Source organism: Peribacillus deserti (assembly GCF_002863585.1).
Taxonomy (GTDB): domain Bacteria; phylum Bacillota; class Bacilli; order Bacillales; family DSM-1321; genus Paraperibacillus; species Paraperibacillus deserti_A.
Genome location: NZ_PGUY01000033.1, coordinates 1 through 24,512 on the forward strand (window position 1 = coordinate 1; position 24,512 = coordinate 24,512).

General features: G+C 38.5%; 31 protein-coding genes and 1 pseudogene. 24 read left to right on the forward strand and 8 right to left on the reverse strand.

Annotated features, from left to right (window positions below; all coding sequences use genetic code 11):
- The first annotated feature begins 326 nt into the window (after positions 1 to 326).
- On the forward strand, positions 327 to 590 hold the full coding sequence (locus CUU66_RS10795; protein WP_101641981.1) for a hypothetical protein: 264 nt from the start codon (positions 327 to 329) through the stop codon (positions 588 to 590).
- A gap of 343 nt (positions 591 to 933) precedes the next feature.
- On the opposite strand, the gene CUU66_RS10800 is transcribed toward CUU66_RS10795, so the two are convergent.
- Both CUU66_RS10800 and CUU66_RS10805 read right to left on the reverse strand, forming a co-directional pair.
- Positions 934 to 1,350, reverse strand: coding sequence for a DUF1284 domain-containing protein (locus CUU66_RS10800; RefSeq protein ID WP_101641983.1), 417 nt, complete (start codon positions 1,348 to 1,350; stop codon positions 934 to 936).
- Positions 1,351 to 1,490: 140 nt separating this feature from the next.
- Positions 1,491 to 1,694, reverse strand: a complete 204-nt coding sequence (locus tag CUU66_RS10805) for a zinc ribbon domain-containing protein (RefSeq protein WP_101641985.1) — start codon at positions 1,692 to 1,694, stop codon at positions 1,491 to 1,493.
- A gap of 609 nt (positions 1,695 to 2,303) precedes the next feature.
- On the opposite strand from CUU66_RS10805, the gene CUU66_RS10810 reads away from it, so the two are divergent.
- From CUU66_RS10810 to CUU66_RS10820, 3 genes are all read left to right on the forward strand, one after another.
- On the forward strand, positions 2,304 to 2,792 hold the full coding sequence (locus tag CUU66_RS10810; protein ID WP_101641988.1) for a hypothetical protein: 489 nt from the start codon (positions 2,304 to 2,306) through the stop codon (positions 2,790 to 2,792).
- 166 nt (positions 2,793 to 2,958) lie between these two features.
- Positions 2,959 to 3,237 (forward strand): YciI family protein, encoded by a 279-nt coding sequence (locus tag CUU66_RS10815; RefSeq protein ID WP_101641990.1) that lies wholly within the window; start codon positions 2,959 to 2,961, stop codon positions 3,235 to 3,237.
- 575 nt (positions 3,238 to 3,812) lie between these two features.
- Positions 3,813 to 4,028: an SE1832 family protein gene (locus tag CUU66_RS10820; protein ID WP_101641991.1), complete on the forward strand. Its 216-nt coding sequence runs from the start codon at positions 3,813 to 3,815 to the stop codon at positions 4,026 to 4,028.
- Positions 4,029 to 4,154: 126 nt separating this feature from the next.
- Here CUU66_RS10820 and CUU66_RS10825 read toward each other — a convergent pair whose 3' ends face one another.
- Positions 4,155 to 5,615, reverse strand: coding sequence for an aldehyde dehydrogenase family protein (locus CUU66_RS10825; protein WP_101641992.1), 1,461 nt, complete (start codon positions 5,613 to 5,615; stop codon positions 4,155 to 4,157).
- Positions 5,616 to 5,989: 374 nt separating this feature from the next.
- On the opposite strand from CUU66_RS10825, the gene CUU66_RS10830 reads away from it, so the two are divergent.
- A complete protein-coding gene (locus tag CUU66_RS10830; RefSeq protein WP_101641993.1) occupies positions 5,990 to 6,403 on the forward strand; it encodes a RidA family protein in 414 nt (137 codons plus the stop codon).
- A gap of 188 nt (positions 6,404 to 6,591) precedes the next feature.
- Positions 6,592 to 6,861 carry an excalibur calcium-binding domain-containing protein gene (locus CUU66_RS10835; RefSeq protein ID WP_180955253.1) on the forward strand — a complete coding sequence of 90 codons (270 nt, stop codon included), beginning with the start codon at positions 6,592 to 6,594 and terminating at the stop codon, positions 6,859 to 6,861.
- A 249-nt stretch (positions 6,862 to 7,110) separates the two neighbouring features.
- On the opposite strand, the gene CUU66_RS24150 is transcribed toward CUU66_RS10835, so the two are convergent.
- On the reverse strand, positions 7,111 to 7,254 hold the full coding sequence (locus CUU66_RS24150) for a hypothetical protein (RefSeq protein ID WP_180955254.1): 144 nt from the start codon (positions 7,252 to 7,254) through the stop codon (positions 7,111 to 7,113).
- A gap of 214 nt (positions 7,255 to 7,468) precedes the next feature.
- Complete coding sequence (locus CUU66_RS10840) at positions 7,469 to 8,023, reverse strand: competence protein ComK (protein WP_101641994.1); 555 nt, start codon at positions 8,021 to 8,023, stop codon at positions 7,469 to 7,471.
- A 592-nt stretch (positions 8,024 to 8,615) separates the two neighbouring features.
- Here CUU66_RS10840 and CUU66_RS10845 point away from each other — a divergent pair.
- The 10 genes from CUU66_RS10845 to CUU66_RS10885 all read left to right on the forward strand — a co-directional run bounded on the left by CUU66_RS10845 (position 8,616) and on the right by CUU66_RS10885 (position 14,445).
- The gene (locus tag CUU66_RS10845) at positions 8,616 to 8,999 is read left to right on the forward strand and encodes a YwqH-like family protein (RefSeq protein WP_101641995.1); all 384 of its coding nucleotides are present in this window, start codon (positions 8,616 to 8,618) and stop codon (positions 8,997 to 8,999) included.
- A 13-nt stretch (positions 9,000 to 9,012) separates the two neighbouring features.
- A complete protein-coding gene (locus tag CUU66_RS10850; protein WP_101641996.1) occupies positions 9,013 to 9,294 on the forward strand; it encodes a DUF5344 family protein in 282 nt (93 codons plus the stop codon).
- Positions 9,291 to 10,895 (forward strand): T7SS effector LXG polymorphic toxin, encoded by a 1,605-nt coding sequence (locus CUU66_RS10855; RefSeq protein ID WP_101641998.1) that lies wholly within the window; start codon positions 9,291 to 9,293, stop codon positions 10,893 to 10,895. Before CUU66_RS10850 ends, CUU66_RS10855 begins: the two co-directional genes overlap by 4 nt.
- 15 nt (positions 10,896 to 10,910) lie before the next feature.
- Positions 10,911 to 11,699 carry a hypothetical protein gene (locus tag CUU66_RS10860; protein WP_101642000.1) on the forward strand — a complete coding sequence of 263 codons (789 nt, stop codon included), beginning with the start codon at positions 10,911 to 10,913 and terminating at the stop codon, positions 11,697 to 11,699.
- Between the two features lie 20 nt (positions 11,700 to 11,719).
- Entirely contained in the window at positions 11,720 to 12,088 is a 369-nt protein-coding gene (locus CUU66_RS10865) for a hypothetical protein (RefSeq protein ID WP_101642003.1), read from the forward strand.
- A 92-nt stretch (positions 12,089 to 12,180) separates the two neighbouring features.
- Positions 12,181 to 12,501, forward strand: a complete 321-nt coding sequence (locus tag CUU66_RS23765; protein WP_142383719.1) for a hypothetical protein — start codon at positions 12,181 to 12,183, stop codon at positions 12,499 to 12,501.
- Positions 12,429 to 12,857, forward strand: a complete 429-nt coding sequence (locus tag CUU66_RS10870; RefSeq protein WP_101642005.1) for a hypothetical protein — start codon at positions 12,429 to 12,431, stop codon at positions 12,855 to 12,857. Before CUU66_RS23765 ends, CUU66_RS10870 begins: the two co-directional genes overlap by 73 nt.
- A 34-nt stretch (positions 12,858 to 12,891) precedes the next feature.
- Positions 12,892 to 13,320: a hypothetical protein gene (locus CUU66_RS10875; RefSeq protein WP_101642007.1), complete on the forward strand. Its 429-nt coding sequence runs from the start codon at positions 12,892 to 12,894 to the stop codon at positions 13,318 to 13,320.
- Between the two features lie 187 nt (positions 13,321 to 13,507).
- Positions 13,508 to 13,936, forward strand: a complete 429-nt coding sequence (locus tag CUU66_RS10880; protein ID WP_101642009.1) for a hypothetical protein — start codon at positions 13,508 to 13,510, stop codon at positions 13,934 to 13,936.
- Positions 13,937 to 14,016: 80 nt separating this feature from the next.
- A complete protein-coding gene (locus CUU66_RS10885; protein ID WP_101642011.1) occupies positions 14,017 to 14,445 on the forward strand; it encodes a hypothetical protein in 429 nt (142 codons plus the stop codon).
- Positions 14,446 to 15,328: 883 nt separating this feature from the next.
- On the opposite strand, the gene CUU66_RS10890 is transcribed toward CUU66_RS10885, so the two are convergent.
- Positions 15,329 to 15,751 (reverse strand): hypothetical protein, encoded by a 423-nt coding sequence (locus CUU66_RS10890; RefSeq protein WP_101642013.1) that lies wholly within the window; start codon positions 15,749 to 15,751, stop codon positions 15,329 to 15,331.
- 1,010 nt (positions 15,752 to 16,761) lie between these two features.
- On the opposite strand from CUU66_RS10890, the gene CUU66_RS10895 reads away from it, so the two are divergent.
- The gene (locus CUU66_RS10895; protein WP_101642015.1) at positions 16,762 to 17,259 is read left to right on the forward strand and encodes a hypothetical protein; all 498 of its coding nucleotides are present in this window, start codon (positions 16,762 to 16,764) and stop codon (positions 17,257 to 17,259) included.
- Between the two features lie 64 nt (positions 17,260 to 17,323).
- Positions 17,324 to 17,452, forward strand: a pseudogene (locus tag CUU66_RS24570) (sigma factor); the annotation flags it as partial.
- Positions 17,453 to 17,502: 50 nt separating this feature from the next.
- On the opposite strand, the gene CUU66_RS10900 reads toward CUU66_RS24570, so the two are convergent.
- Positions 17,503 to 17,877, reverse strand: coding sequence for a hypothetical protein (locus CUU66_RS10900; protein WP_101642017.1), 375 nt, complete (start codon positions 17,875 to 17,877; stop codon positions 17,503 to 17,505).
- A gap of 366 nt (positions 17,878 to 18,243) precedes the next feature.
- Between CUU66_RS10900 and CUU66_RS10905 the strand changes: the two genes are divergently transcribed.
- The 5 genes from CUU66_RS10905 to CUU66_RS24805 all read left to right on the forward strand — a co-directional run bounded on the left by CUU66_RS10905 (position 18,244) and on the right by CUU66_RS24805 (position 22,106).
- Complete coding sequence (locus tag CUU66_RS10905) at positions 18,244 to 18,564, forward strand: glycosyl hydrolase-related protein (protein WP_180955255.1); 321 nt, start codon at positions 18,244 to 18,246, stop codon at positions 18,562 to 18,564.
- An 860-nt stretch (positions 18,565 to 19,424) separates the two neighbouring features.
- Entirely contained in the window at positions 19,425 to 20,090 is a 666-nt protein-coding gene (locus CUU66_RS10910) for a Type 1 glutamine amidotransferase-like domain-containing protein (protein WP_101642021.1), read from the forward strand.
- 658 nt (positions 20,091 to 20,748) lie between these two features.
- Positions 20,749 to 21,627 carry an aldo/keto reductase gene (locus tag CUU66_RS10915; protein WP_101642024.1) on the forward strand — a complete coding sequence of 293 codons (879 nt, stop codon included), beginning with the start codon at positions 20,749 to 20,751 and terminating at the stop codon, positions 21,625 to 21,627.
- An 11-nt stretch (positions 21,628 to 21,638) separates the two neighbouring features.
- The gene (locus CUU66_RS10920) at positions 21,639 to 21,851 is read left to right on the forward strand and encodes a glycoside hydrolase family 76 protein (protein WP_257967960.1); all 213 of its coding nucleotides are present in this window, start codon (positions 21,639 to 21,641) and stop codon (positions 21,849 to 21,851) included.
- Positions 21,852 to 21,983: 132 nt separating this feature from the next.
- Positions 21,984 to 22,106, forward strand: a complete 123-nt coding sequence (locus CUU66_RS24805) for a hypothetical protein (protein WP_257967956.1) — start codon at positions 21,984 to 21,986, stop codon at positions 22,104 to 22,106.
- Positions 22,107 to 22,475: 369 nt separating this feature from the next.
- Here the strand turns inward: CUU66_RS24805 and CUU66_RS10930 are convergent, their stop codons facing one another.
- Entirely contained in the window at positions 22,476 to 22,670 is a 195-nt protein-coding gene (locus tag CUU66_RS10930; RefSeq protein ID WP_101642030.1) for a hypothetical protein, read from the reverse strand.
- A gap of 317 nt (positions 22,671 to 22,987) precedes the next feature.
- Between CUU66_RS10930 and CUU66_RS10935 the strand changes: the two genes are divergently transcribed.
- Entirely contained in the window at positions 22,988 to 24,490 is a 1,503-nt protein-coding gene (locus CUU66_RS10935; protein ID WP_101642032.1) for an amidase, read from the forward strand.
- The last annotated feature ends 22 nt before the right edge of the window (positions 24,491 to 24,512 follow it).

A 24,512-nucleotide genomic window follows, 5' to 3' on the forward strand; every position in this document is an offset into this window, starting at 1 on the left:
AACAGTGTAGCCAAGAGTGAATAAAATGACTCTTTCTTTTTACACAATTATACGGACTTAATCCCAAAAGCTTATGAGTTTCAGGAGCAATGAGCAATCGAGTATTGTTAGCTTCATGAATGCAATTCCGCATGTATTCAGTATAAATTTCGAATTTTGAACAAACCGGTACAAAAAAGGAATATCCTCACAAGCAAAGCGCCTGATGCTGTCAGGCGCTTTGCTCTGATATAATAAGTTAACAGAAATATCTGACGAAGGAAAAGTTATACTTTTGAAATGCCTACATATCTTGAAATAAACTAAACAATGTAAGGGGAGAGGCTATGCAGCGGATATTAATTATGATCAAACTATTCCAGCGAGAGCCATTGTGGTTTAAATCGCTGATCCTTTTTACTTTGCTGATCTCCATCATATTAAGCAGTTCTATTTTTTCGGGTAATTACTATCAAGGCGGCTCTAAAGCAGCGGCTGCTATATTCTTTTTTGCATATGGTGTTAAAATGCGAAGGAATGTAAAGATTTCTATCCTCATGTTTGCTTTAGCTGTGGTATGTTTGGTTCTTGCTGTTCTAGCCATTTGGTAGAGTTTCAGATTTTATGATTTCAAACTATTGTATATAGCTTTTATTCTCGTCATGCTTTTTTAAAAAGTAGTCCCCAATATAGGATTAATTACACTCCTCAAAAAAGCACGTACTCTAATAGTTTGTACACAATTTGAGTAATTTCCGACTTTAAATTAAGTAGTGGATGCCATGTTTTCCAATTTCTTAAAAAGCAAATGACTCAACATTTCTTTAGATAATGCTGTATACAGCAGGGTTTGTTCTGACTCTTCTTGAACTTTTGTGTCACATTCAAAGTAAACTGCCTAATGTATGTATTTTTCCCAGACTTGCATGCAATCAAATTTTCGAGAGGGAGGGTTCACTGCACTTCCCTTAAGCCTTTCCCCTCATGAATTTCGCGAATACCTTCCTCACATACTCCATATGAACGCCATGAACAGGATTCACATATTACCTGAATGTCGGAAGGGACGATATACGTTCGGATTAACGACTCGATTTTCTCCCAGCTTAGAATTTGTCCGATTTTAAGACCCAATTTCTCCAGGATCACAGCATCTCTGCCATAAATATGAGCGTTTTGACAGTGGTATTCACCTGAGTTTGGGTACTTTTCACATAACTGATCGGGCCCCAGTACCAGTTCAATCATGATTTTAGGGTTTTCTCTCAGTGTTTGGTGCATACGTGTCATATTTTCCACGTATTCTTGGGAATAGCCCATACCCCGATAACCCAAAAGGCAGAATAGATGATGGCCCCGCAGCTTATACATAACTTTCCTCCAATCTGGACATTTTTAAAATATGTTAACTGATATTCTGTGAGGTTAACTATTGGTAATTATAATAACAGATTAAGGAATACTGTGTTAGTAAAAAATAGTAAACCGGCCAAAAATGACCGGATTATGGTTCATCCTAAGAATAAATCCAGCAGATTTGAAGCTGTACTTGATTGTTTATTATAGAGTTCTGAATAACCGCATTTCTTGCAATAGACTACGGTGAACTGGTTATGCTGAACATCAAACAGCTTCGACAAGCCCGTTCCGGTCATGGCTACATCTTTTGTTCCTGCCTCCTGGCTTCCGCATTTAACGCATCCTTTTTGACTCATATCGCAACCCTCCTCCTTCACTTTATTGAAGGATTTAATCATTTATTCTTTTATGGAATGAAAGTTTGTTATTGATCTAATATGGGGTTTTTGGACAATTGGTAAGTACTAAGAATTATTTTTTTGTTAATCTGTATAAGTTTTTAGGAGAGTTACATTTTGCATGGATTATAAACGTTCTAATGAATAAGTTCATGGAAGAGCCTATAAATAAAACCCTATGGATACAGTTGTAAAACAAAAAAACGCAACACGGATTTCGAGCAGGTTACTTTTTGTAGATATAGAGCCTTATTTTAGCCTTACTAAAATTTCAGGAGAAATAAAATTTTGCTTTCTTTTCTGTTACCATTTATTTCATTTTTCAAAAAATAACTTTATACTTAATTGATTACTTCTCACTCCAAATCATGCACTGGATATGGATTAAAGGGGGAGTTTACCTGAAAAGAATTTTTATGCTACTAGGTTTTATACTAGTTCTTACACTTTTGGGGGCGTGTACATCTAAACCAGAAATAGAACTTATTCATGCAAAAGGTTGGTATGATTTAAAAAAGAAATAGTATCTACTAGAATAAAGTAATAATTAAATGGGGAGGTGGTCAGTTGATTCAAAGGAAAATGATCGCGGCTTCCATCTCAAGTTCGTTACTCGCCCTTTTATTGGGTGTTATTATACCAAATCCATATAGAGAAGGATTTGTCGTTGGACAAAACTATTTCATTTCAACAACTGCGATTGTAAATCTATTTTTGATGTACTTTTTCCCAGCGGTCCTTTTATACGGCATAGCCACATCGATCTTTAGTGATCTGGCAGGACAGTTTTTATCAAGGGTAAGTGAAAACAGGCTGAGAGCGGTACTTGTTTCTCTGATATTGCACGTTTTATTCGGACTTGTACTTCTACCGTACAGCTTAGCGGCTTCCATCTTATTTTTCACTATAGATAAACTGCTGCGAAAGAAAAATACCATCTACCCATGGAGACAAGCAGTTGTGAGCTTATTCATCCCGATAGCATTGTGGGTTATTTCTTGGGTGATTGTTGGCATAAAGGATTATATGGACATGATTTACATAATAAGGCTGTAACCTTAATCATTTCAACTTAAGCATGTTAAAATCGAGGAAGAACAGCTCTACAGAAATGCTTTTAGCCATTGATAAAGGGCTGCAGCATTTTGCCGATATTGTTCTTGATCAGTGAAGACCTCTTGATCAGGTAACCTGCTAGAATCATAGAGAGGATGAACATTCAATGAGATATTATGCTGTTTTTTTACCAACGTTAAATCAGGAAAAGAGTCAAGAATACCGTGCGGAGCATCTTACCTTTCTGGATGAGAAACGAAGGGAAGGAAAAATATTTGCCAATGGACGCTTTCCTGACGGGGCAGGAGGGCTGGTCATTTATCGGGCCGGCACACTGGAGGAAGTGGAACAATGGGTCAAAGAGGATCCATATATTATTCAGGGAGCGAGAGGTTTCGACATCCACGAATGGGAAATGGTGACCGAAGCCATTTTGCCGCTCTGACATGAAAAGTCTGTAATAGATGCTTTGCTTATAGAGTAACCCCCATTTACTAGTTGCAAAGATATCCAGTTAAAATAAAGAATAAAAAAGCCTATTTTCGAATGGGCTCTGTTTTAAAGGCCCGCCTTAATTTTTGTAATATCTGCCATTAAAATGAACATTGCTCTTTTTAAATTCCGCTTCCATTTCACTCTTTAGTGGAACAAGAGCGATTATTTCAAGTATGAAGGCTATAGATAGCCATGCAGCCAATGTGTTTATGCAGTCACACCGAAATCGAGCACGTAACGAAATCCTTACAGCCGTTGGGAACATAACCAAGGAAGAGTAGAAATGCAGATTGTATAATGTTCGTTCTGCTTGTTTCACCCGGAATTTCTGGTTTAGCGCAATTAAATTTTTATCCGATGCAATTATTTTCCTATACATAGCAATAATTTTTTCATACGCGGCAATTATTTCGTTATATGATGCAATTAATTTTTATTACGCTTATTATCCCAAATATCCTGCAACAGATCTTAATATTAACTTAAGGCAGGTTAATAGATGAACAAGGAGTAGTGAATCAGTACATGAATAGGAATGAGATTCAAAATAAAATTCTAGAGTTAAAGGACGAGTACTTACAGCTGCAGCATAATCTGGAAAAACTGGAGTTCGTGAACGGGAATCTGTCCCCGCTGGAAAAACGGCTGTCCGCAATTGAAGAGGAATTGAGTTCCCTTAATGACAACATACGAAAATTGGATCAAGTGGAATCAGCAGAGGAGAACCATAAAAATAAATAATTTAATATATACAGCACGTTATTGGCTACCATAAACGTTGAAAAAAGTGGATGGACCGTTTTCAAGGGGTCGCAACTTAGGGTAAAAAAAAGGAGGTGAAAAGCACCTCCTTTTATAAAATATTTATTAATAAGGGAATTGACGGTATTTAGTTTGAAGAGACACCCATTTTACAACAGTAAACTCGTCAACTACATATGGAGTACCAAATCGTCCTAAGCCGCTGCCTTTGGTTCCACCGAATGGCAGGTCAGGGTTAGCGTTTACGTTTTGGTCATTAACATGCGTCATACCAGCATCAATTTCAACAGCAAGTTCTGCTCCTTTTGCTAAGTCAGCAGTGAAGATAGCAGAGCTTAGTCCGTATTCTGTGTCATTCGCAAGTTCAATTGCTTGTTCATCTGTTTCTGCTTTAATCATAGTTGCAATTGGAGCAAACAATTCAGTTTGGGCTAGATTACTAGCGTTGTCTACGTCAACGAAGACATAAGGTGTGATGATATTTCCTGCACGTCTTCCTTCCAAAGCAAGTTTTACTCCATCTTTTTTAGCCTGTTCAACAACAGCTTCTGCTTTTTGAAGTTGGCGCTCATTGATTAGAGGACCAATTACAGTTGATGGGTCTCGTGGGTCTCCATAAGGTAATTTGCTAGCTCTCTCTACAAATTTGTGAACAAATTCATCATATTTATCTTTATGGATTATAAAGCGGTTAACAATCATACAAATTTGTCCCTGATGCAGGAATTTACCGAATAGAGCAGCATCAACTGCTGGGTCTACATCAGCATCAGAGAGAACTACGAATGGTCCATTTCCACCTAATTCGAGTGCTACACGTTTTAAATGTTTACCGGCAATAGCGGCAATATGTCTACCAACTGGAGTAGAACCTGTGAAGCTGATTAGTTGTGGAATTGGATTTTCTAACATTCCATCTCCAATCTCTGTCAAATCAGTCATGATGTTATTGAATACACCAGCAGGTAATCCAGCTTCTTCAAACGCCTTTGCAATAATTGCTCCACCTGATAAGCCAACTTGAATATCTGGCTTATGTACAACTGTATTTCCTAATGCAATTGCTGGTGCAATAGTTCTCATGGACAAGTTCATAGGGAAGTTAAAAGGCGATATTGAAGATATAACTCCTAATGGCAAGCGGTGAACTTGATTGATTTTATCCGGAACATGAGAAGGTAATTCTTTTATTTTATATATTTCATCGGCTATACGAATAGCTTCTTCGATTTCGTCGATAGAAACTTGCACTTCATGGTTCGACTTTATAACGGTTCCACCTGTTTCACGGATAACAACGTCAACAATTTCGTCGCGGTTAGCATGCAGGTAATCAGCAGCTTTACGAAGGATAGCTCTTCTTTCTTCAGCAGAGGATTTAGCCCATTCCTTTTGCGCTTTTTTAGCAATTTCAAATGCTTCTTCTAACTGTTGTGCAGTTGCTAGTTTAACAGTAGTGATTTTTTCATGATCATATGGGTTTGTGATGTCATATGTACGCGAACTTGCGCCTTCCACCCATTTACCGTTAATAAAACTTTTGTTTAAATGATCGAATTTATTCATAATGAACACACTCCTATTCAATTTAGAAAGACAATTTAGAACACATACGGTTTGCTTCTAAAAGACTCCTATTTATATGTAATAAATTGTGATTAGTATAAACTTTACTTTATTTTTGTCAATCCCTTTTTCAGAATATTATTTCGATATTTACTAAATCATAAAAATGGATGATGAAAATTACCACATACGGGACATACGAATTTACTAAATTAACCAGAAGGACGCCTTTTACAATGCTCGGGATATATATGAATATACTTGAACGTCTATCTATCTCACAGACGGGCAGCCTGTAGTCAATGAATAAGTATATTAGGGTATTTTTGTAAGAGATATTTAGTAATGGAAATTACGGCAAAGGATGTGATCTAATGGACAATAAAATTTCATTGATTCGCTCTGCAGCTTTAGCTCCTGTAGATTATGCATACGCCAGCCGGGTGCCTGCAGGGAAGGAACTATTCTTTTTAGCGGGTGCTTGTCCTCTTAATAAAGAAGGTATCGTATCCCATGCAGGGGATTATCGGCTTCAGGCAAAGCTTTGTGTGGAGAATTTGAAAGAAGCATTGAAAGAGTGCGGAGCCACATTAGAAAACGTTATATATACCAGGGTTCTGGTAGCATCCCAGAACCGGTCTGATCTAGTCACCGCGTGGGAAACAATAAGGAAAGAATTTGGTGAGTGGGATGTTCCAAGCACCTTATCAGGGGTTACAGTATTAGGATATAGAGATCAATTGGTGGAACTCGAAGCAGTAGCAGCAGTAGACAATCAGACAACTTGACCATAAAAAAGGACATTCCTGCTTATATAGGGATGTCCTTTTTCCTTAATAATGGGATAGTGGTTTTTAATAAATTAAAATTCTTTAAAATCACTAGAAAGAAATGGATGAAATTGGATGTTGCGGGTTCATTTGTAAACCCTTAAACTATAGTTTGGAATAGTAATATACTGGAAGGAATGGTAATTATGAAAAAAGCAGCATCCATTTTATTGTCTGCCGGTTTGATTCTGTCATTCTCACCCGTTCAAAATACTGAAGCCGCAGCTAAAGTAAAAGTTGTCACATACAAGAACTGCACAGAGCTGAACAAAGTGTATAAGGGCGGCGTAGCTAAGTCGTCGACAACCAAGAACAAGGGTGGCAAGACAAAGTATAAGCCTTTTGCTCACAAAGCTCTATACGATAAGAACACAAAAAGCGATAGAGACAAAGACGGAATTGCATGTGAAAGATAAGAGGGGCCGACTTGGCTTCTTTTTTTGTATTGGACGCCATCCAGTAATGATTGTTCACCGTTAATAAAGAGATGATGATGTATTTTAAGAAGCACTAAAATAATGTATATAAGATTTAATTGAACTGAAATTCATAGAATTAGTACAAATGAAAGAAGGGAGTTCCAGGTAAGAGATCCCTTCTTTAACATGGCATGTTTATTTTAGGTCCGGTTCAAATATGGTACAAAACCAGCATGGAAATGTTTGTTACTCACCATCTTCTGTAACCTGGTGGCCGAAGCTATGGGCTTCTGGCGCCTGATCTAAATGAACGGTTTCTTCGATTTTCTTACTGGTTTCATACGAATTTCTCTTCATTTCCTTATTGTCTGTATGTTCCTGATTAGCCAAATATGTCACCTTCTTCGATTAAATAATTACTTTGTCGTACTAATATGTCTTTTATATAAGTTCCCAGAATAAGGCTGATTTATTCGGAAAGGTAATGAGCACGGATGACGTGATAACTGAGACCTGCCTAAATAAGTGGATCATTCTTATAAGAAAGTAAAGCATCGTGTGGAGTCTATCCATACAGGTTCCTTGATATATGTAAAAGCGCTGATTAAATTTTCGGACTGTTATATGTAAACGAAGATTCGCTCACCATGTGCAGCCCCTTGTGTGGGTCATAATAAAAGGTCATCGCTTTTTTTGTCCGTTCCTGGATGGTGTATTTAAGGTCGGTAGCCCGGCTGTATTTTTCCTTGAATCGACTGATCTTCATATCAAGCTCGAAGGAATGGCCAAATCTTAAGTTTACTCTTGTGGTTGAAGGAGAGAGTTTATCAGGTTTAAGGACATGGGAGTGGGAAAGCCAGATGCATTTTTCGTTCTTTGGCGAGAAAAGCGGGAACCAGTAGAGATCAAGCTGAGAGCAGACAGAGACAGGACACATGCTGATATTACCAAGGGAGTACCTGGCAGCACGGATACCTCCCTGGAGATCAGATGCTCCGTAATACAACATGCTATCATCAATGATGTCTAAAGGCTTTTGTCTGACAAGGAACGTATCTGTACCCTGAATAACCCTTGAGCAGTGATATCCATTCGAATCAAATTCTGACTTAATTAGTACCGTGTCTTGATTAATAATAAAGCTTCTTCTCATTTCCATGATAAATCCCCCTAAATCCTTTTTTTATTTATTGCTGCAAATGAATTCTCTTTAATACAGATTGATTGGAACGTAAAGTGCGAGACTCCTGCGGGAGCAGCGACCCCACAGGGGAGCCGAGGATGCTCACCGCCCGCCCCGCGGAAAGTGAGCATCCTCACGTTCCAATCAACTCCCTTGTTCAATAACAACAAAGTTTGCGAAAAAAGTCTTATAATTTCACCCCCCCTTTAGGTCTATTATCCTAATTGCTAGAAATGGTGTAAATGAGTATTTCTCTTGCCTTTCTATTTTTCAAGCAGGGCTCTTCAATATGAAGTTATTGTCATTTTTTTACGAATTTTACGGAAATTTATATTGATTTTACCTATAGAGGGTCAATAAAAACTTGCTGGGATTTGGAAATTGTTGAAAAAATATTAAATTCAGGGTTTTAGATTTATAAATTCTGGAAAAAGAAAAGGGATAAATCTAATTCCATTTGCTCATATGTCCACTGATATGTGGCTGAATCGAACTATTTTTATGTTGAGGCTGGTTTGGTAAAATTTATATATCTTTGTTTTTGCTTAACTGTACAGGAGGTTGACCCATGGAGCATAATGAGGCAAAGATTCATAGCCTGAACAGCGGAATCAGCCAGCTGGGTTCATTGGTTCGTGATTATGAAGATAAAGTAAGGCGCCTAAAGAATGCTTATGCGCAGATTTCCAGCGAACAGGAAGAATTTCACACAAACAGGCAGCTGGTGAAGGAGCCAGCTCTGTCAGCCCATACCTGGGCAGGCAGACATGCTCGGGACTTTGAAGAAATCCGGAGTGAGATGGAGAGCGAGTATAATCTGCTCTCAGGTGAGGATACAGAAGCCATTCTTCAGGATCTCGAGGATAAGATCACGTACTATGAGGATCTTATTTCGTCAGCACGCTCACGGATAGGGTCCATGAATTCTGAACTAAATCTGTTAATGAATTAAGGAGAAAACAGATATGGAAATTAAAATTAAAGAACAGGAAGTTACCTCTGCATTTAACGAGCTGAACACCAAACTTCAGGCACTTGAAGTGGTAAAACATGACGCCGGATTCTCCAATACGTCCATGGAATTCGCTTCCGCCATGGAGGAAATCGAGAATTCCTACTATCAGGTCATGACGAATTACAAGCGGCTGCTTACCGAATTTCAGCAGGATGCATTAAAGAAGATCCAGGAATTCATCCAGGTTGAAGAGGAGCTTGGACAAGAAATCAGCAGCGGGGGGCCAAGATGAAAGCGATAGATGTGTCAGAAGTATTTGCCAGCATTGACAAGTCACTTCAGCAAAAAAAGAAAGAAAAAGAATCTATATTAGATGTCCGTGACGCCGTCAATAAGATCATAGATCTCGGGGATGCCCTTGAAGGAAGCGGCGGAAACGCCATCAAAGACCACTTCACAACCATACATATACCCGCCATCCTTCTATTGAACCAGTTCCAGCAGACTTATATGGATGAACTGAAGAAAGTGAAAGAGCTGATCTCGGATTACGAAACCCCAAACGGTGTGGTCCGCCAAGACTTCATCGAGCATGACATCAAGCAGGCTCTCCAAAAATTTGAGAATATCGCCCGTACCATCATTGATTCCATTAACGAAGAGCTCTCCAAAGTAAGCGACCTTGTGAGCTCTGCTCCCTTAAGCTTCAGCCGAATGGATTCCCTGCTAAACCGCGCAAACTTACATAATCAGAAAACAGTGGAGGATCTCCATAAGCTGGACAGCGATGCAGGAAAGTCCTTAAAAGAAGTGCAAAAGAACCTGGATGAAGTCGGACAGTTCATTTCCAAGGTCGAGGGCTGGAGCAAAGGCGGTGTCTACCTAAGCAAGGAGACTATGAATGAAATCAACACGTACCTTGAGAAAAATGATTCCCTTTCAAAGCTGATTGAGTCCGCATTGGAACTATCCATTGAACAGGGGGATTCTACGTTTCTTGGAATGGTTACAGACTGGCTGGATAAGTTTGGGAAGACAACCGGTGTTAAGGATGCGCTAAAGGGTAGTGCTACATTTTTAATTTTAGCGTCTAAAAGGCTTGAATTCGTAAAGGACGGAGAAGGTAATTATACTATAAAAGCCGCAAAGGGCTGGATAAAGAATAAAGGCAAATATGAAAGCCCCCTTGCAGCCGCTTTGTATAAAGTAATAAAGAAAGGCAGTTCTAGCCCGATTTCCTTTATCAAGGAATATTTTAATAAATATCAAAATGCACCAAGCCGGCTGCTTAGGGAATTAGTAGGTTATAGTCCAAACACTAATGAGAGGAGCTTAAGAAGGATTTTAAATGAACATTTTCCTAATTTGAAATTTATTGAAGAAGGCGTTGAAAATTACAGACGTTTCCCCCTTGATGTTTCGGCAACACTAAAGCAGTTTGTCACTGTAAAGGGTGTAACGGGCCTAGTAAAAAGGATTCCTTATGTGGGATTAGGTATTTCTGTTGTCACTAACGGGTCTGAATTCTTTAATGACGGAAATAAATACAAATCAACCTCTGAGAAGGCGGGGCGGGCTGCTGCTGGATTAGGAATGGATGCAGGGATAGCTGCATTGACTACTGGGGGCGCTGCTATAGGAACCATGTTCTGTCCTGGGCCGGGTACTCTTATTGGCGGGGCTGTGGGAGCTACTATAGGTATTGTTTCGTCTTTTGCTTTTGAAGATGAAATTAAAAATCTTGGAGAAAAAGCTGGAAAAGAAATAGGGGAAAAATCGAAAGAAGTTAAGAAGCACTTGCTAAATTTTACAGACCAAGTAAAAGACTTTACGAGCGATACGGCAGATTCTTTATCCAATGCGGGTAAGTTTGTCACTGGTTTATTTAGATAGTAAAGGAGCTCGAGGATGAACACAGTTAAAGGAAGAGGAATATCATTAACAACGAATGAGCTAGCTTCAGTTTTAGCTCTTTGCGGCTATGAATCTATGGCAACCGATGTGATTAATGGCCAAAATGAATTAAATAGCGAAGAAGACTTTGACAAATTCCTCAAAGAAACTGAAGCTTCTTTAAAGATAAAAGGGTTTTGGAATGAACAGCGGGAAAGTTATATCGAGGAAGGGCTGGAGAGCCTGATAACGCTTCTCGTACACTCGAAAAAAAAAGTCAGGATCATTAGAGGACAAAAAGTGACGTTTATTCATTCACTTAACCGAAATAACCTGCTGTTGCAAAGGATTTCAGATGGAATCCATAGCCTAGAAATCATAAATAGCCAGGAATTGAAGAAAGTCCTTCAAAACTCATGTCAAGGAGGTCTTGTATCCTCCCATGAAATCGATAAATTGGAAACACTAAAGCTGAATGAGGATATCTTTAATCAATTACACCACTTGACTAACGAATCCGTCAGTAATCTACTAGCTAGAAATCTCCCTTTTTCATTAAGTAGATTCTTAGAAGATTTTGAAGCAAATGCTTTTGAATTTGACAATGCCTCATTAATGGAGATAAATTTTGAGCAGGATGTCTTATCTATTAGCCAAATATTCTTCTTTTTAAATATGGGAAACTACTTATGGATTATGGATTATGATAATGTAAAAGAAAATGAAATCTTTGTTATTCCAATGAGGGTTGAGGACTTTAATAACCTAATTTTTTCGGTTATTTCGGATTATTTTAGAAACTAGTAAGGATGATGATTAGTTTTATGAAAAAAGTTATTGGCTACGGCATGGCCTTTATCGTATTAACTTTGATGGCGGCCATGCTATATGGTGCAGACATTCCATTGCCAAGCGGGTATGTTTGGCTGATCTTAATTTTAAATACAATTTTTGCGTTTTTCTCCATTTTTGCTCCCCGGCCAGTACTATATTTATATGAAATGAATGCATTCGAAGAAAAGGATTCAATTAGAACATATTTTTTTAAGTTGATAGCTCTAACTTTTTCAGGTTTAAATTATTATGCGCAAGATATCATTTATAGAGTTCCTTTTGTGGTAAGCAGGCTTATTAGCATAGTATTCTTTCTATTTTTATTATGGCAGATGTTCTTGTTAACAATGATTTTTTAAACATACATATTTGGCAGCACCTTCGTCTAATTTCAAGATGATACATAGCAGCACCTACCTTAAATACATTGCACCAAAAAGGAGAACGGGACTTGGAAGCACAGCTAATTCCGAAAACAACTCAAAAAAACAAAGGCAAATCTATTTCTATATTTGTAAAGAGTAATATAGCCATATTTTTTCTAATTGGCTCGCTAGTTATCAATTTTCCCAGTTGGGATGGTGAAGTCTGGTTAATTGTAGTTATGATTGCACTTGGTTTTGAGATTTTTGCATTATTGCTAATGGTTATAGAAAAAATGAAACCGAAAAAAAACACTAATAGAAAAGGAGGCCCACAATGTCTTTTTTTCAGAAACTGTTCAGCAAAAAGAAAATGGAAAATGAGGAGCTCCTCAAAGAGATCATTTTAATAGGCAAAGAGCTGCGGGTAAATAAACTAATCTTAGAGAAGGTCATCCCTTTTCTTGAAGAAAAAGCGGAAAAACTTGGTCCCCGGGAATTTCACCCGTGGATAGAAAAGTGGTACCTATCCCCCGAATTCCTTGAATTTGTTTACTCCCGTTTTACTCTGGAAGACCTATCTCAATTACTGAAGGAACGCAATAAAAAATATGACTATTACGCTAATGATGTAATGCGAGAAACGCCGATAGATGAAGAGAAATATCCAATAGAAGTCGACAAATATGATCAAGAGCATAAGACCGCTTACTTTGTGACTGCATTGATCATAAGAAATATGGTGGGTAGTGCACTTCCTTACTAGATAGAAAAATTACTTAACAGCGGGGGAAGAGTTAATGTCCTTTTTTCAAAAGTTATTTAATAAGAAGAAGATGGATAATCAGGAACTCCTCGAAAAGATGAAGCTTGTGTGTAAGGATTATCATATCCATCCCATTATTCTAAGAGAGGTCATTCCTTTTTTTGAGGAAAAATCTGCAAAGCTGGGTCAGCGCGAATTTCATCCTTGGATTGAGGACTGGAGTTATTCACCTGACTTTCTTGTTTGGGTTCATACTCATTTCACCAAAGATGACCTATTTGAACTGTCAAAACAAGGTGATGTAGCTTACGATTTTTATGTGAATGAAATAATAGATGAATCACAGATTCACGAAGAAAAATATCCAATAGAAGTAGATCAATATGAACCTGACATTAAAACTGCTTTTTTTGTTACTGCTCTTAGGATTCGAGATATTATTGGAAGTGCGCTTCCTTATTAAAACAGAAATTAGCACTCACAATCTGTTGAGTGCTTGTTAGTGTTTGTTGATTTTTCGGCTTCTTAGTTTAATAGGTTGGTTAATCTAAACCGAGCTGCCTAGTATGATCCACTGAATTAGTTACTTTACTGTTCGTATTATTTTTTTAAGGAAAATTTGCAAACATTAACAGGCAAGGAGAAGGGGCATGTCCTTATTTCAAAAATTGTTCGGGAAACGTAAGTTAGAAAATGATGAGTTATTAGAAAAACTCCTGAGCAGAGGAAGGGAACTGGGGATCCCTGAAAGAATCCTAAGAAAAACAAATCCTTATTTCAAAGAGAAAGCAGGGGAGCTTGGGCCGAGGGAATTTCACCCTTGGATTGATGAGTGGTATTACTCACCGCAGCTGCTTGAATTTGTGTATAGTCACTTCTCCCTCGAGGACCTCTCTCAACTGGCTGAGCAGCGTGATGATAAGTACGATTATTACGCAAATGATGCCATAAGCGAAACGCTTATCGATGAAGAGAAGTACCCTATCCCAGTGGACCAATTCGAGGACGAGTACCGAACTGCTTACTTTGTCACAGCACTTATGATCAGGGATATTGTGGCGAATTCTCTTCCATATTGATTGTTGAGATAAGCACTCAGGCTCTTGCTGGGTGCTTATTATTGCAAGAAAAAATTTTAAAAAGATCTAGGGGGCGGCATATGTCTTTATTCCTCAGATTATTCAGCAGAAAGAAGATGGCGAATGAGGATCTCCTCAAAGAGATCATTTTGATAGGCAAAGAGCTGCGTGTGAATAAACTAATCTTAGAGAAGGTCATCCCTTTTCTTGAAGAAAAAGCGGGAAAACTTTGCCCCCGGGAATTTCACCCGTGGATAGAAAATTGGTATCTTTCACCCGAACACCTTGACTTTGTTTACTCCCGATTTACTCTAGAAGACCTATCTCAATTACTGAAGGAACGCAATAAAAAATTCGATTATTACGCCACCGAAGTCATGAGTGAAACGCCGATCGATGAAGAGAAATATCCAATAGAAGTGGACCTATATGATCAAGAACATAAGACCGCTTACTTTGTGACGGCATTGATCATAAGAAATTTGGTGGGCAGTGCACTTCCTTACTAAATAGAAAAATTACTACCTGTACACCAGGGTAGTTATTTAGTAAAAAGAAGGTAAATTTATAAGATGGAACATTTCAGAGAGCACAAAGCTTGAGGATATATTAATCGCCTCAAGCTTTTTTGTATGCTGATTAAAGTTTCTAAGACTTACTTAGTCTCTCCACTCATTACTTTGGCGAAAGGAAAAAGAAGAGAGATGGTTTATGAAAATTTAGATGTGTCGACATTTTTCTAGCCGGATAAAATGGATCAACATTTAAAATATATAATTAAGGAGTGGTTAAACCACTCCTTAATGTAAGTAGAATATAATCGCAATACTGTGAAAAGCACACAACATATGTTGAGTGTGGAACCGAAGGCGAGAATTTAGTGGCCCTTCCTTTTTATACTTCATGGTCAACTGAGTTCCTTCTATTATATATAGCAAAGTTCATCGAAGATTTTAAGAACGCTACTTGCACTGTTTTTTACCCAAGCCCAGCTTGAATATACCAATCAAACATTTTGTAACTCGTCTGTTTCATAATATATATATACGTCATACCTATTGCGCTGTACTAGTAAACATGCTCGGTGGAGAGGTGAGAATTTTTTAGTACTCAAGGCCGATTGTATAGATCATACGGGGCTTAACGAAGAGGTGAACGAGAACACGCTTAGTTTTAAGATTACTTTTTTCGTAATTTTTATGTAATAGTTTGATTTTTATTGTGAAGATTTACTTTTACGTTTACGTTTTCTTTAATAGTTTTATTGCTTTTTGATTTTATCATTTTTTTAATTTTGACGGGAAAACTAGTAGGACTAATTCTACGGTTATAATTTGATATACCTAATATATAGAAAACTTATTAAGCTTGGTTTTAGGGCAAATATTTTCTTTATAACCTTTTTAGTAGCAATTTATCTAATTCACGTACTTTATCATATGACTTTACTAGTTCTTCAGGAACCAATGTTCTTCCATAATCCCAGGCATTCTTATCGATTTCTGAATGAAGATTTTCTTTTTCTTCTTCGCCTCCATACATTAAAATTCTTAAATCAGGTTTGTTTTTCTTAAAATATAAATAATAACCTAGCTCATGATAAAGAATAATTTTAACAAAGTTTTCTTCTGTTTCTTTAATTCTAATTTTTCCTTTATAACCGTTTACTTCAAGATAATTAAATTTTATAGTATTGGTCGATACATTATAACTCATAGGGGAGGTTAGGCTATTGTTAAATTCATAATTAATATCTAAATTGTGTTCAAGTAATGTATTTCTAATAATCTCCTCGACGTTCCATATATATATCATTTATTTTTCACTACCCTTCAACTATTTGAAACCTGTAATTTTACTTTTATGTCAATCAAACTCCCTCCACTACGATTATCCCCCCTACTGAACCCCGCTTTGAAATGGGGGAACGTTTACCTAAAGGTGAAGGAATATTGTCCTGGTCGCTAACTGAAGAAATCACGATACTAATTTAGGGAGATTCCCTTCAATGGATCCTTCCGAAGATTTGAAGAAGATCCAGCTTCAGATACATACACTGACCTATGATTGTGATAATGCATTATGATCTGAAAGGAAATAACGTAAGCAAGGCGACCAGGATTGCGAGAATGGAAAGAATTTCAGTAAAAAATATATGCCGTGCTTGCTGATAATCCCCTGTTTGATGAATTTCTTGAAAATTTTTTTAACAAGAGAACCTGGTTATATAAGATAGTTTAATAGACGTTTTAATCTTCTGTATACACTAAAGGGCATTCTTGAGCTTAAAGGCCTACTGTTTCGAATATATATGGGTGGCACAATTGTACGTTATACCCTTCTTTTATGTTACGTTAACGTACAAACATGAAATGGAAGAGAAAGTTAATACTGAGAGTTTAATTTGTTTATTGGATACGATATTTTTGTAAAGTGGCAACGATATATAGTGCAGCTTCAAACAATGGGTAATTATAAACAACTTTAAGTGCTAAATTAATGTCAGTCACATAATAACTCAAAGGGCTTTAAGTATTTTTTTTGTTTCAGCAGATAAGTGGGAGCGAAGAAGCTTTTATAGAAAACTGCTCTGTTTAGACAGCCTATATATTACGTTTAAAGCCCAAGCTTTTGCAGATCTGTTTCAAATTCCACTATTTTATGGTTGATAGCATTTTTTGGGAGGGAAGCAATTTTATTTAAAACAGCAGGGAAGACAATATGCTTTATTTATTAGAACATATGTTCTACAATAATCACATATAACTTTATAATAGTAGGGCGTTCTACGGGAAGGAAATTGATATAAGAAAGGGTGAAGGAATATGAAAACATGTCCGTATTGCGGAAGCGAGATAAACCAACCGCTCGCCCCTTATTATTGTAGTTTCTGTGAGATGGGAATAACTGAAGAGGACATTCAGGAAAAGGGGAAACGTAAGGATTTTCTTCCTGAAGTACAGCCCACCCTTCAAGATTTATCAAAAAATACCCAGGAATTGATTCGCCTTTCTCTTATCGAACTTGTTTTACTTTTAAAATTAGCAAGAAAAGAACGGGCTAATCTCTATAAGCAGCGGTACATTTTTATTCAGGCTATAAAACAAGGAGCCGAAGAATATAGGGAAGGGGAACAATATACGTTTATAGAATATGAAAAAATGACCAGGAAATGCTTTGTTTTAGAGAACCTCATACGTGAAAGAATGGGGTATTATCCTACTTTTATCACCAATACTTTTATTCGCAAATTGGCTGACAGAATGATCGCAAGCCTTCAAAAAGAAATGGTTATACGTCCCCCAAAGCACTCTAAAATATAGATCGGTTTTTTGATGAATAAGAGATATTAACGGTGGGATAATGCATCGAAATGAAAATTAATAACAAGAGGGGGTGATTGGGCTTTTTCATGCGGTCCCTATCTACAATGGAAAAAGCTCGTTCCGAGCCTTTGCGGAACTATGTATAACTCGTCAAATATTTACAGCTTTAAGGAAGGCAGATACAAAAAAAGCTTGTAGACAGCTCTAGAATAAATAGACTTTGTTTACAAGCTGAGCGACCTATTTAGGTCGCCCATACGGTGAGAAAAAGACGGACCAGCTGTCCGCTAGTGCTTCTTCTTGATCAAAGCCATATACTTGAATTATTTTGGTGCATAGCATCTTTGCAATAGAATCATTATCTTTGTCTTCTTCATTATCTTTTCCTTCAAGTTTTTCAGCCTCTGCTCTAATCTTTACTAATAAATCGTAATCTGATAAAGCTGAGAGTTTTGTACCATTATGCTCTTCCTCAACCTGAATACCTGTCTCGTTAGCTACGGATTTAACAAAGTCTTTCAAATTTGTAATTGTTTCGATTGCTTTTTCATTGGTTGTTCTTGCTTGTAACTCATTTGACAACAATAAAATTTTAGAGATAGCTTCATAAGACAAGATGTACACCCCTTTGAATTTATTTCCTACTTGGTAATTCACCTTTTATATGGATGGCAAACGCATACTTTTCGACAGCATACTACAGAAATGGCAACCTGGTAACCTTCCTACGTTCTTTCTATTGTATTCGTTACCTTAAGGAGGCCCGACACAATAATTTGTATGCATCTATAAATCGTTGGGATAAAGTCAAAAAAAATGAGCAAAAACGAGGGCAAAAGAATAGTGGCCCACTACTTTTAACTCCAACTTTGTCAAACTTAAAATTACACATACACTGACAGAGTTACAATCCAGACATTTTGACCCGCATAATAAATATCCCTGCTTCCTCCTGAGGGTAGCTGGTATGAAGGAAATAACGTGCGCAATTTGTGGGATCCTAACAATCCGCTGACTTATGCAGAAGGCCAGACGGAAAGTGTTTCCCTGTTCAGAGTCTCAGCTCCAAATGTGATGGTGGATGCAGTGAAAAAGTCAGAAAGTGATGATGCAATGATAATCCTTCTGCACGAGTTTGCCAGTGCAAGAGGAAAAGTGGAGCTCGAGAGTGATATGAACATCGAATGCTGGCAGGAATGCGATCTGATGGAAAGAAGCATCACTGATGTTCAGGAAAACAAAGGGTTTGCGTTTGATATCAAGCCTTATGAGATTAAGACTTTTGTAGTTAAATTGAAATAAGGGATGGATTCAGTCAAACAAAATAATAAATATAGAAAATATATTTAGGCCTATGGGACGAGATGTGGGATACCGTTAGAAACCCGGAAACTGGTCTTTTCAAGCGTGATCCTCAAAAGTCTGTACCGCTAATTGAGCGGGCTGCGATGGATGAGACTTATGCGAATCTAGCATATAAAAAACAATAAGAAAATATTCTGCTTCAAAATGTAAAATGGGATTAATAGAAACGGATAAGCAGTCCTGTTTTCTAGGAGAAATAAAGGTCCCGATTTGTACGCGAAATTTGAACTATCTCCGTGTTTTGGAGGTAGTTTTTTTGTCAATTTGGGAAAGGCACTTCCTTACGTATCAAACGCTTAATAGGGCTACTATACATGTATTTTTAATTGCCGCTGCCTTCTCAGCTTGTAATATCGTTAAAACCAAGGAAAGCGTATATGGACGGTTCAGATATAATACATATTTTCATGCTAGTAAAAATAGTTGAATGTTTATAGTATAAATCCTGCATGAGTTCATCATTTGTTTCAGCTCAACGATTGAGCCATTTTTGTCCTTACATAGATAATCATATCGAAAATTACTATAAGAAAAATGGCTTTGGTTTAAGGCCTAATTAGCCCGAAATAATTGTGGATTCGGTCCTACAACAGAAACTGCATCTGCAAATATCACAATTTTGGATACAATTCGACAAATTTCAACAGAGGACTTTTAACTATTATTAGCGAAAATATACCTGAAACGGGAAGGTCCTTGATGGGACACAATTCAGGTTAATTTGGGTCTGATATCAGCTTAATCTGTACAAACGACGTCCGCACCACTTTTGAAAATAAAAGACAAGGAGAAAAGTTATGAAATTTCTGCTCACATCTGCAGGCATAAATAACAAAAGCATACAAAACGCACTGGTTGACATGCTGGGCAAGCCGATCGCCGACTCCAACGCCTTGTGCATCCCCACTGCGTTGTACGGACACCCCTGGGTCGGTCCTGGCGTCAATGCCTGGCAGTTCATCAGCGGGAATTCTGATAACATGGTCGGACTGGGCTGGAAGTCCGTCGGCGTGCTAGAGCTCACCGCGCTGCCAAGCATCGACGAAGAGCGCTGGGTGCCGCTTGTCCGGGAGACGGACGTCCTGCTGGTGTCAGGCGGAGATGCCCTCTACCTGTGCCACTGGATGCGGCAGTCCGGGTTGGCAGACCTCTTGCCGTCACTACAGGCAGTCTATGTGGGAATGAGTGCTGGGAGCATGGTGATGGCACCTACTATCGGGGAATTTTTCGTTGGCTGGACCCCGCCTAACGGTGGTGATGAAACGCTGGGTCTAGTCGATTTTGCCATGTTTCCGCACCTGGATCATGAGATGCTGCCGGGAAACACCATGGCTGCTGCAGAGAAATGGGCCGCCGGGATGGAGGGGCCGGCGTATGCGATTGATGATCAAACCGCCATCAAAGTGATTGACGGGGCGGTCGAAGTGGTCTCCGAAGGGAATTGGAAACTGTTTTCGCCCTGAAATTACTCTGCCCCTAAACATGGAAATTGCAAAGCATTTAAAATTTATCCCTACAATCTACTGATGAGACTGAGGCAGATGTTATTTCTGTAAAAGAAATTAAGAGATATTTAAAGGAATGCCCGAGATGGCATTTTCAGTCTGTTATGAAGAACCGGAGATAAACAAAATGTGAAGAAAGGTACTTAAACAAACAAGTGCTTTAACACAACAGGGATACAATTAAAGAGCCTAAATATGCAAGGTTTTATGCATTCCTTGTATTTTTAGGCTCTATTTTCATTCATAAAACATACTGCCGTAAACACAATATTTAAATTTTCTAGATAGGTTAATAGAGGTTGAGGTTGAACAAACATTTGACCTTATCATTTGGACAAATCTCCCTGCATTCATAATGTGCTATTTCCCGTTACCTAATCTCTTGTTATAGAATTTTGGACAAGTTTGACGAGCAGGACATCCGATTGCTTTCATAGAATTAGTTATGAGTAAACGGTTTATGGGTAGGAGGAAGACATACAAATATAACCTTTTATCATAAAAAATTGATTCTCTGAAAATTTGATCTCTCGTTTGAATGTAGGGATGGCGCATTAGAAATTACCAGGTTTTTAGTTACTCCTCTTACGAAACTGATAAATAAAGGAGTGTTACCATGTTAAAGAGAAAAATTGGGCGTATAGATTATGAAGGGTCTGCCGTTATGTTTGGAGCAGCAAGTTTAGGTAATGTTACACAAGAAGAAGCCGATAAGTCGATAACCTTCGCTTTAGAACATGGAGTGAACCATTTTGATACAGCTGCTGACTATGGCGATGCAGAAATTCGATTAGGGCCTATTATAAGCAAAGTTCGCAGCGACATTTTTCTGGCTACTAAAACGGGAGAACGGACGAAAGAAAAAGCGAAAGTAGAAATTTATCGTTCTTTAGAACGGATGCAGGTTGATTCCGTTGATTTACTTCAATTACATGCTGTCGGTACTATTGAGGAGCTCAATAAATGTACTTCCAAGGGCGGTGCGTTGGAAGCTGCCTTAGAAGCAAAAGAAGAAGGTATAGTAAAAGCAATCGGTATAACAGGTCACGGACATCAGGCTGCCGTTACCCATTTAGAGGCATTGAAGAGATTCCCATTTGAAACGGTGTTGCTACCCCTGAATTATTATATGTATTCTTTGCCTGAATATCGAGAATCGTTCGATGCTTTAATGAATGAGGCAAACAACCAAAACACGGCAGTGAGGGTCATTAAAGCAATTGCAAAGGCTCCATGGGGAGAGGGACAAGAGCGCCGCTATGCAACATGGTACGAGCCGTTTGATCAGCAGGAAATTATAGATGCTTGTGTACACTTTGTTCTATCCTTTCCTGGAGTAGCTGGTTTTGCGAGTGCCGGGGATGTCCACTTATTCCCAAAAATCGTTGATGCAGTTGAAAGATATGGTTCAATGAACAATGAACAGGCAGAACGCCTCTTAAAATCGATAAGCGGATATACGACTATATTTGGTTCGCCCACGTCAATCGCATAATGTAGACTTTCATATCAAAGAAAGCCTATGACTGCGTAAACAATTCCATGCTTGCACCAAACGGCTTGTATTGGGATCATGTCGACCTAAATGGCAATACCGAGAAAACTCAGTGGACCTACAACCAGAGCATGATGATCGGGGCAAACGTTCTTTTCTATCAAACAACAGGTGATAAGAAGTATCTGGATCGTGCAGAAACCCTGGCAGAGAAGTCCATTTAATATTACCGCGACACCCAACTTTACAGGAATCCTCCAGAATTCAACGCCATCTTCTTTGAAAACCTGCAGCTATTGGATTCAGCCAAACCTAATAATGAATATAGAAAATATACCCAAGCCTATGCGGATAAGATGGGGGATACTTTAAGGACGGAAACCAGTCTATTCCAGCGTGATCCTCAAAAGCCTGTGCCGCTTATTGAGCAGTCTGCAATGGTTGAGATTTATGCGAATCTGGCATATAAGAAACAATAAGAACATACTTAGCTTCAAAATCAATTCATAGGCAGCGGAGCATGCTGTTCTGGTTAACGGGAGAAATGATATTCTCGAAGATTGTCCTCATTGCAGCTTTGCGATGAAGGCAATCTTTTTTCTGGATATATGAAGCTCTGAACAGTTCGGAATACAGTTCGAAACCCTTAGCGAATAGACTCTGAACAGTTCGGAATACAGTTCGAAACCCTTAGCGAATAGACTCTGAACAGTTCGGAATACAGTTCGAAACCCTTAGTGAATAAACTCTGAGCAGTTCGAAATTCAGTTCGAAACCCTTAGTGGATAGACTCTGAGCATTTCGGAATACAGTTGTAGTAGTAGGCTTTTCTATGAAAGTATTAGACTTTATCTATTTGAATGATAATGTGGGTTAGATTGTGTCCAACCGCCACCTTGTTCGTGACTTCGATCCACATTTGTATCTCCATCTATCCATATTTCCCGACCATCAGGTAAAGTTCTCCAATGAGGTGTAACATCGTGCTGGTTGGGCTTGTCGAGTTGAATATGGTCAACCGCCTGGTGTTCGTTATCTGCCATCGCTATTTCACCAGTGCTACTGCTCCACCATCAAATTCACTTTCGTTACCATCTATATCCACAATATCTGCCATGTCTAAAACTGATATACTAAGAGTAGCAATCAGTGCAGTCTTTCCTAGGTTCTTATCACCTTCTAAAACACGATCAAATTGCCATCAATAAGTCACCCAGCTACATCCCCAATATACATTGGTATTTCGAAGAGGGGCCATCGGTGGCTTTAAATAAAAATCTTACTATTATTTGACAACTAGTGGAAATAACAGTGTATAATTTAGTGGAAGCGCTTTCAATAATTTGAGGGAGGAACGAAAATGTCACTTTCAAATGATTTATCCTATATGTCCGTTGCCGAACTATCATCTAAGATATTACGTAAACAATTATCGCCGGTAGATGTAATAGAAGCCGTTATTACTAGAATTAAAGAAAGAAATGAAAGTTTAAATGCTTTTGTACATGTAGACTTTGAAGGCGCAAAAGAGATGGCAAAGAAAGCGGAAGCGGAAATTATGTCAGGAGCGGAAGTTGGAATCATGCATGGAATTCCTTCAGCGATCAAAGATCTGTTCGATTTTAAACCAGGCTGGCCATCGACTTTTGGCGGGATTCGGGCATTAAAACATAATATTACTGATTTCTATTGTCCATATGCAGAACGTATGGAAAAGAGCGGAGCCATCCTGGTAGGAAAGACAAATAGTCCAGTCATGGGGTTCCGGGGAACATGTGACAACTACTTATTTGGTCCATCCCGCAATCCTTTTAATCTAAGAAAAAATACCGGCGGCTCATCTGGTGGAAGTGCTGCAGCGGTAGCTGATGGATTGCTCCCAATTGCAGAAGGTACTGATGGCGGAGGTTCAATCCGAATACCTGCGGCATGGTGTGGATTGTATGGATACAAGGCTTCCTTCGGGCGTGTTCCATCAGTTGCGAGACCGAACGCTTTTGGTGGCATAAATCCATTCCTATTTGAAGGAACCTTAACAAGGAATGTAGAAGATGCAGCGATTGGACTAACGGCACTTGCCGGGTATGACCCAAGAGATCCTTTTAGTCTGGATGAAAATGTGAACTATTTATCCGCATTGAGAAAGTCTGTTAAGGGCATGAGAATTGCCTTTAGCCCTGACTTTGATGTATTCCCTGTAGATAATCAGATTGCAGAAACAGTGAGAAATGCGGTAAAGGTGTTTGAACAAGCTGGTGCCCATGTAGAGGAAGTGAAGTTCGGTATTAATCGGGATCAACGGGAATTAAGTGATTTATGGTGCAGATTAATTACACCCATCAATATCGATTCCTTGGAAGGACTTAAGGCCCAGGGTATTGATATCTTGAAAGATCATAGCGAAGATTTACCTCCGGAATACAGGGATTGGATAGAAAAAGGCTATAAGATGAATGTCCTCGATCTGAACCGGGATCAGCATCTGCGTACAGAAATATACGATGCTATTCAAAACATCCTAAATAAATATGATTTAATTATCACTCCGACAGTAGCGTCACTTCCTGTTGATAACACAAATGACGGAAATACGAAGGGTCCGACTCAAATTAATGGAGTGGAAGTAGATCCATTGATTGGCTGGTGTCTAACTTACTTCACGAACTTCACTGGTCACCCATCTGCATCCATTCCGGCAGGATTATCAAAAGAAAATCTTCCAATCGGGATGCAAATCATTGGCCGCAGATATGCTGATACAGATGTATTGGCAGCCAGCAGCGTTTTTGAAAGAATGAAACCATGGAACCATATCTATGATATCTGTAAAAATAGAGACTTTGCTAAAGTGCTTTCTAATTAATCTTCTCCTAAAAAAGGATGAT

Coding starts and splice junctions, on each gene's coding strand:
- CUU66_RS10795 (WP_101641981.1), top strand. CDS start 327: ATGCAGCGGATATTAATTATGATCAAACTATTCCAGCGAGAGCCATTG.
- CUU66_RS10800 (WP_101641983.1), bottom strand. CDS start 1,350: ATGTATAAGCTGCGGGGCCATCATCTATTCTGCCTTTTGGGTTATCGG.
- CUU66_RS10805 (WP_101641985.1), bottom strand. CDS start 1,694: ATGAGTCAAAAAGGATGCGTTAAATGCGGAAGCCAGGAGGCAGGAACA.
- CUU66_RS10815 (WP_101641990.1), top strand. CDS start 2,959: ATGAGATATTATGCTGTTTTTTTACCAACGTTAAATCAGGAAAAGAGT.
- CUU66_RS10820 (WP_101641991.1), top strand. CDS start 3,813: ATGAATAGGAATGAGATTCAAAATAAAATTCTAGAGTTAAAGGACGAG.
- CUU66_RS10825 (WP_101641992.1), bottom strand. CDS start 5,615: ATGAATAAATTCGATCATTTAAACAAAAGTTTTATTAACGGTAAATGG.
- CUU66_RS10830 (WP_101641993.1), top strand. CDS start 5,990: ATGGACAATAAAATTTCATTGATTCGCTCTGCAGCTTTAGCTCCTGTA.
- CUU66_RS10835 (WP_180955253.1), top strand. CDS start 6,592: ATGAAAAAAGCAGCATCCATTTTATTGTCTGCCGGTTTGATTCTGTCA.
- CUU66_RS10840 (WP_101641994.1), bottom strand. CDS start 8,023: ATGGAAATGAGAAGAAGCTTTATTATTAATCAAGACACGGTACTAATT.
- CUU66_RS10845 (WP_101641995.1), top strand. CDS start 8,616: ATGGAGCATAATGAGGCAAAGATTCATAGCCTGAACAGCGGAATCAGC.
- CUU66_RS10850 (WP_101641996.1), top strand. CDS start 9,013: ATGGAAATTAAAATTAAAGAACAGGAAGTTACCTCTGCATTTAACGAG.
- CUU66_RS10855 (WP_101641998.1), top strand. CDS start 9,291: ATGAAAGCGATAGATGTGTCAGAAGTATTTGCCAGCATTGACAAGTCA.
- CUU66_RS10860 (WP_101642000.1), top strand. CDS start 10,911: ATGAACACAGTTAAAGGAAGAGGAATATCATTAACAACGAATGAGCTA.
- CUU66_RS10865 (WP_101642003.1), top strand. CDS start 11,720: ATGAAAAAAGTTATTGGCTACGGCATGGCCTTTATCGTATTAACTTTG.
- CUU66_RS10870 (WP_101642005.1), top strand. CDS start 12,429: ATGTCTTTTTTTCAGAAACTGTTCAGCAAAAAGAAAATGGAAAATGAG.
- CUU66_RS10875 (WP_101642007.1), top strand. CDS start 12,892: ATGTCCTTTTTTCAAAAGTTATTTAATAAGAAGAAGATGGATAATCAG.
- CUU66_RS10880 (WP_101642009.1), top strand. CDS start 13,508: ATGTCCTTATTTCAAAAATTGTTCGGGAAACGTAAGTTAGAAAATGAT.
- CUU66_RS10885 (WP_101642011.1), top strand. CDS start 14,017: ATGTCTTTATTCCTCAGATTATTCAGCAGAAAGAAGATGGCGAATGAG.
- CUU66_RS10890 (WP_101642013.1), bottom strand. CDS start 15,751: ATGATATATATATGGAACGTCGAGGAGATTATTAGAAATACATTACTT.
- CUU66_RS10895 (WP_101642015.1), top strand. CDS start 16,762: ATGAAAACATGTCCGTATTGCGGAAGCGAGATAAACCAACCGCTCGCC.
- CUU66_RS10910 (WP_101642021.1), top strand. CDS start 19,425: ATGAAATTTCTGCTCACATCTGCAGGCATAAATAACAAAAGCATACAA.
- CUU66_RS10915 (WP_101642024.1), top strand. CDS start 20,749: ATGTTAAAGAGAAAAATTGGGCGTATAGATTATGAAGGGTCTGCCGTT.
- CUU66_RS24805 (WP_257967956.1), top strand. CDS start 21,984: ATGGGGGATACTTTAAGGACGGAAACCAGTCTATTCCAGCGTGATCCT.
- CUU66_RS10930 (WP_101642030.1), bottom strand. CDS start 22,670: ATGGCAGATAACGAACACCAGGCGGTTGACCATATTCAACTCGACAAG.
- CUU66_RS10935 (WP_101642032.1), top strand. CDS start 22,988: ATGTCACTTTCAAATGATTTATCCTATATGTCCGTTGCCGAACTATCA.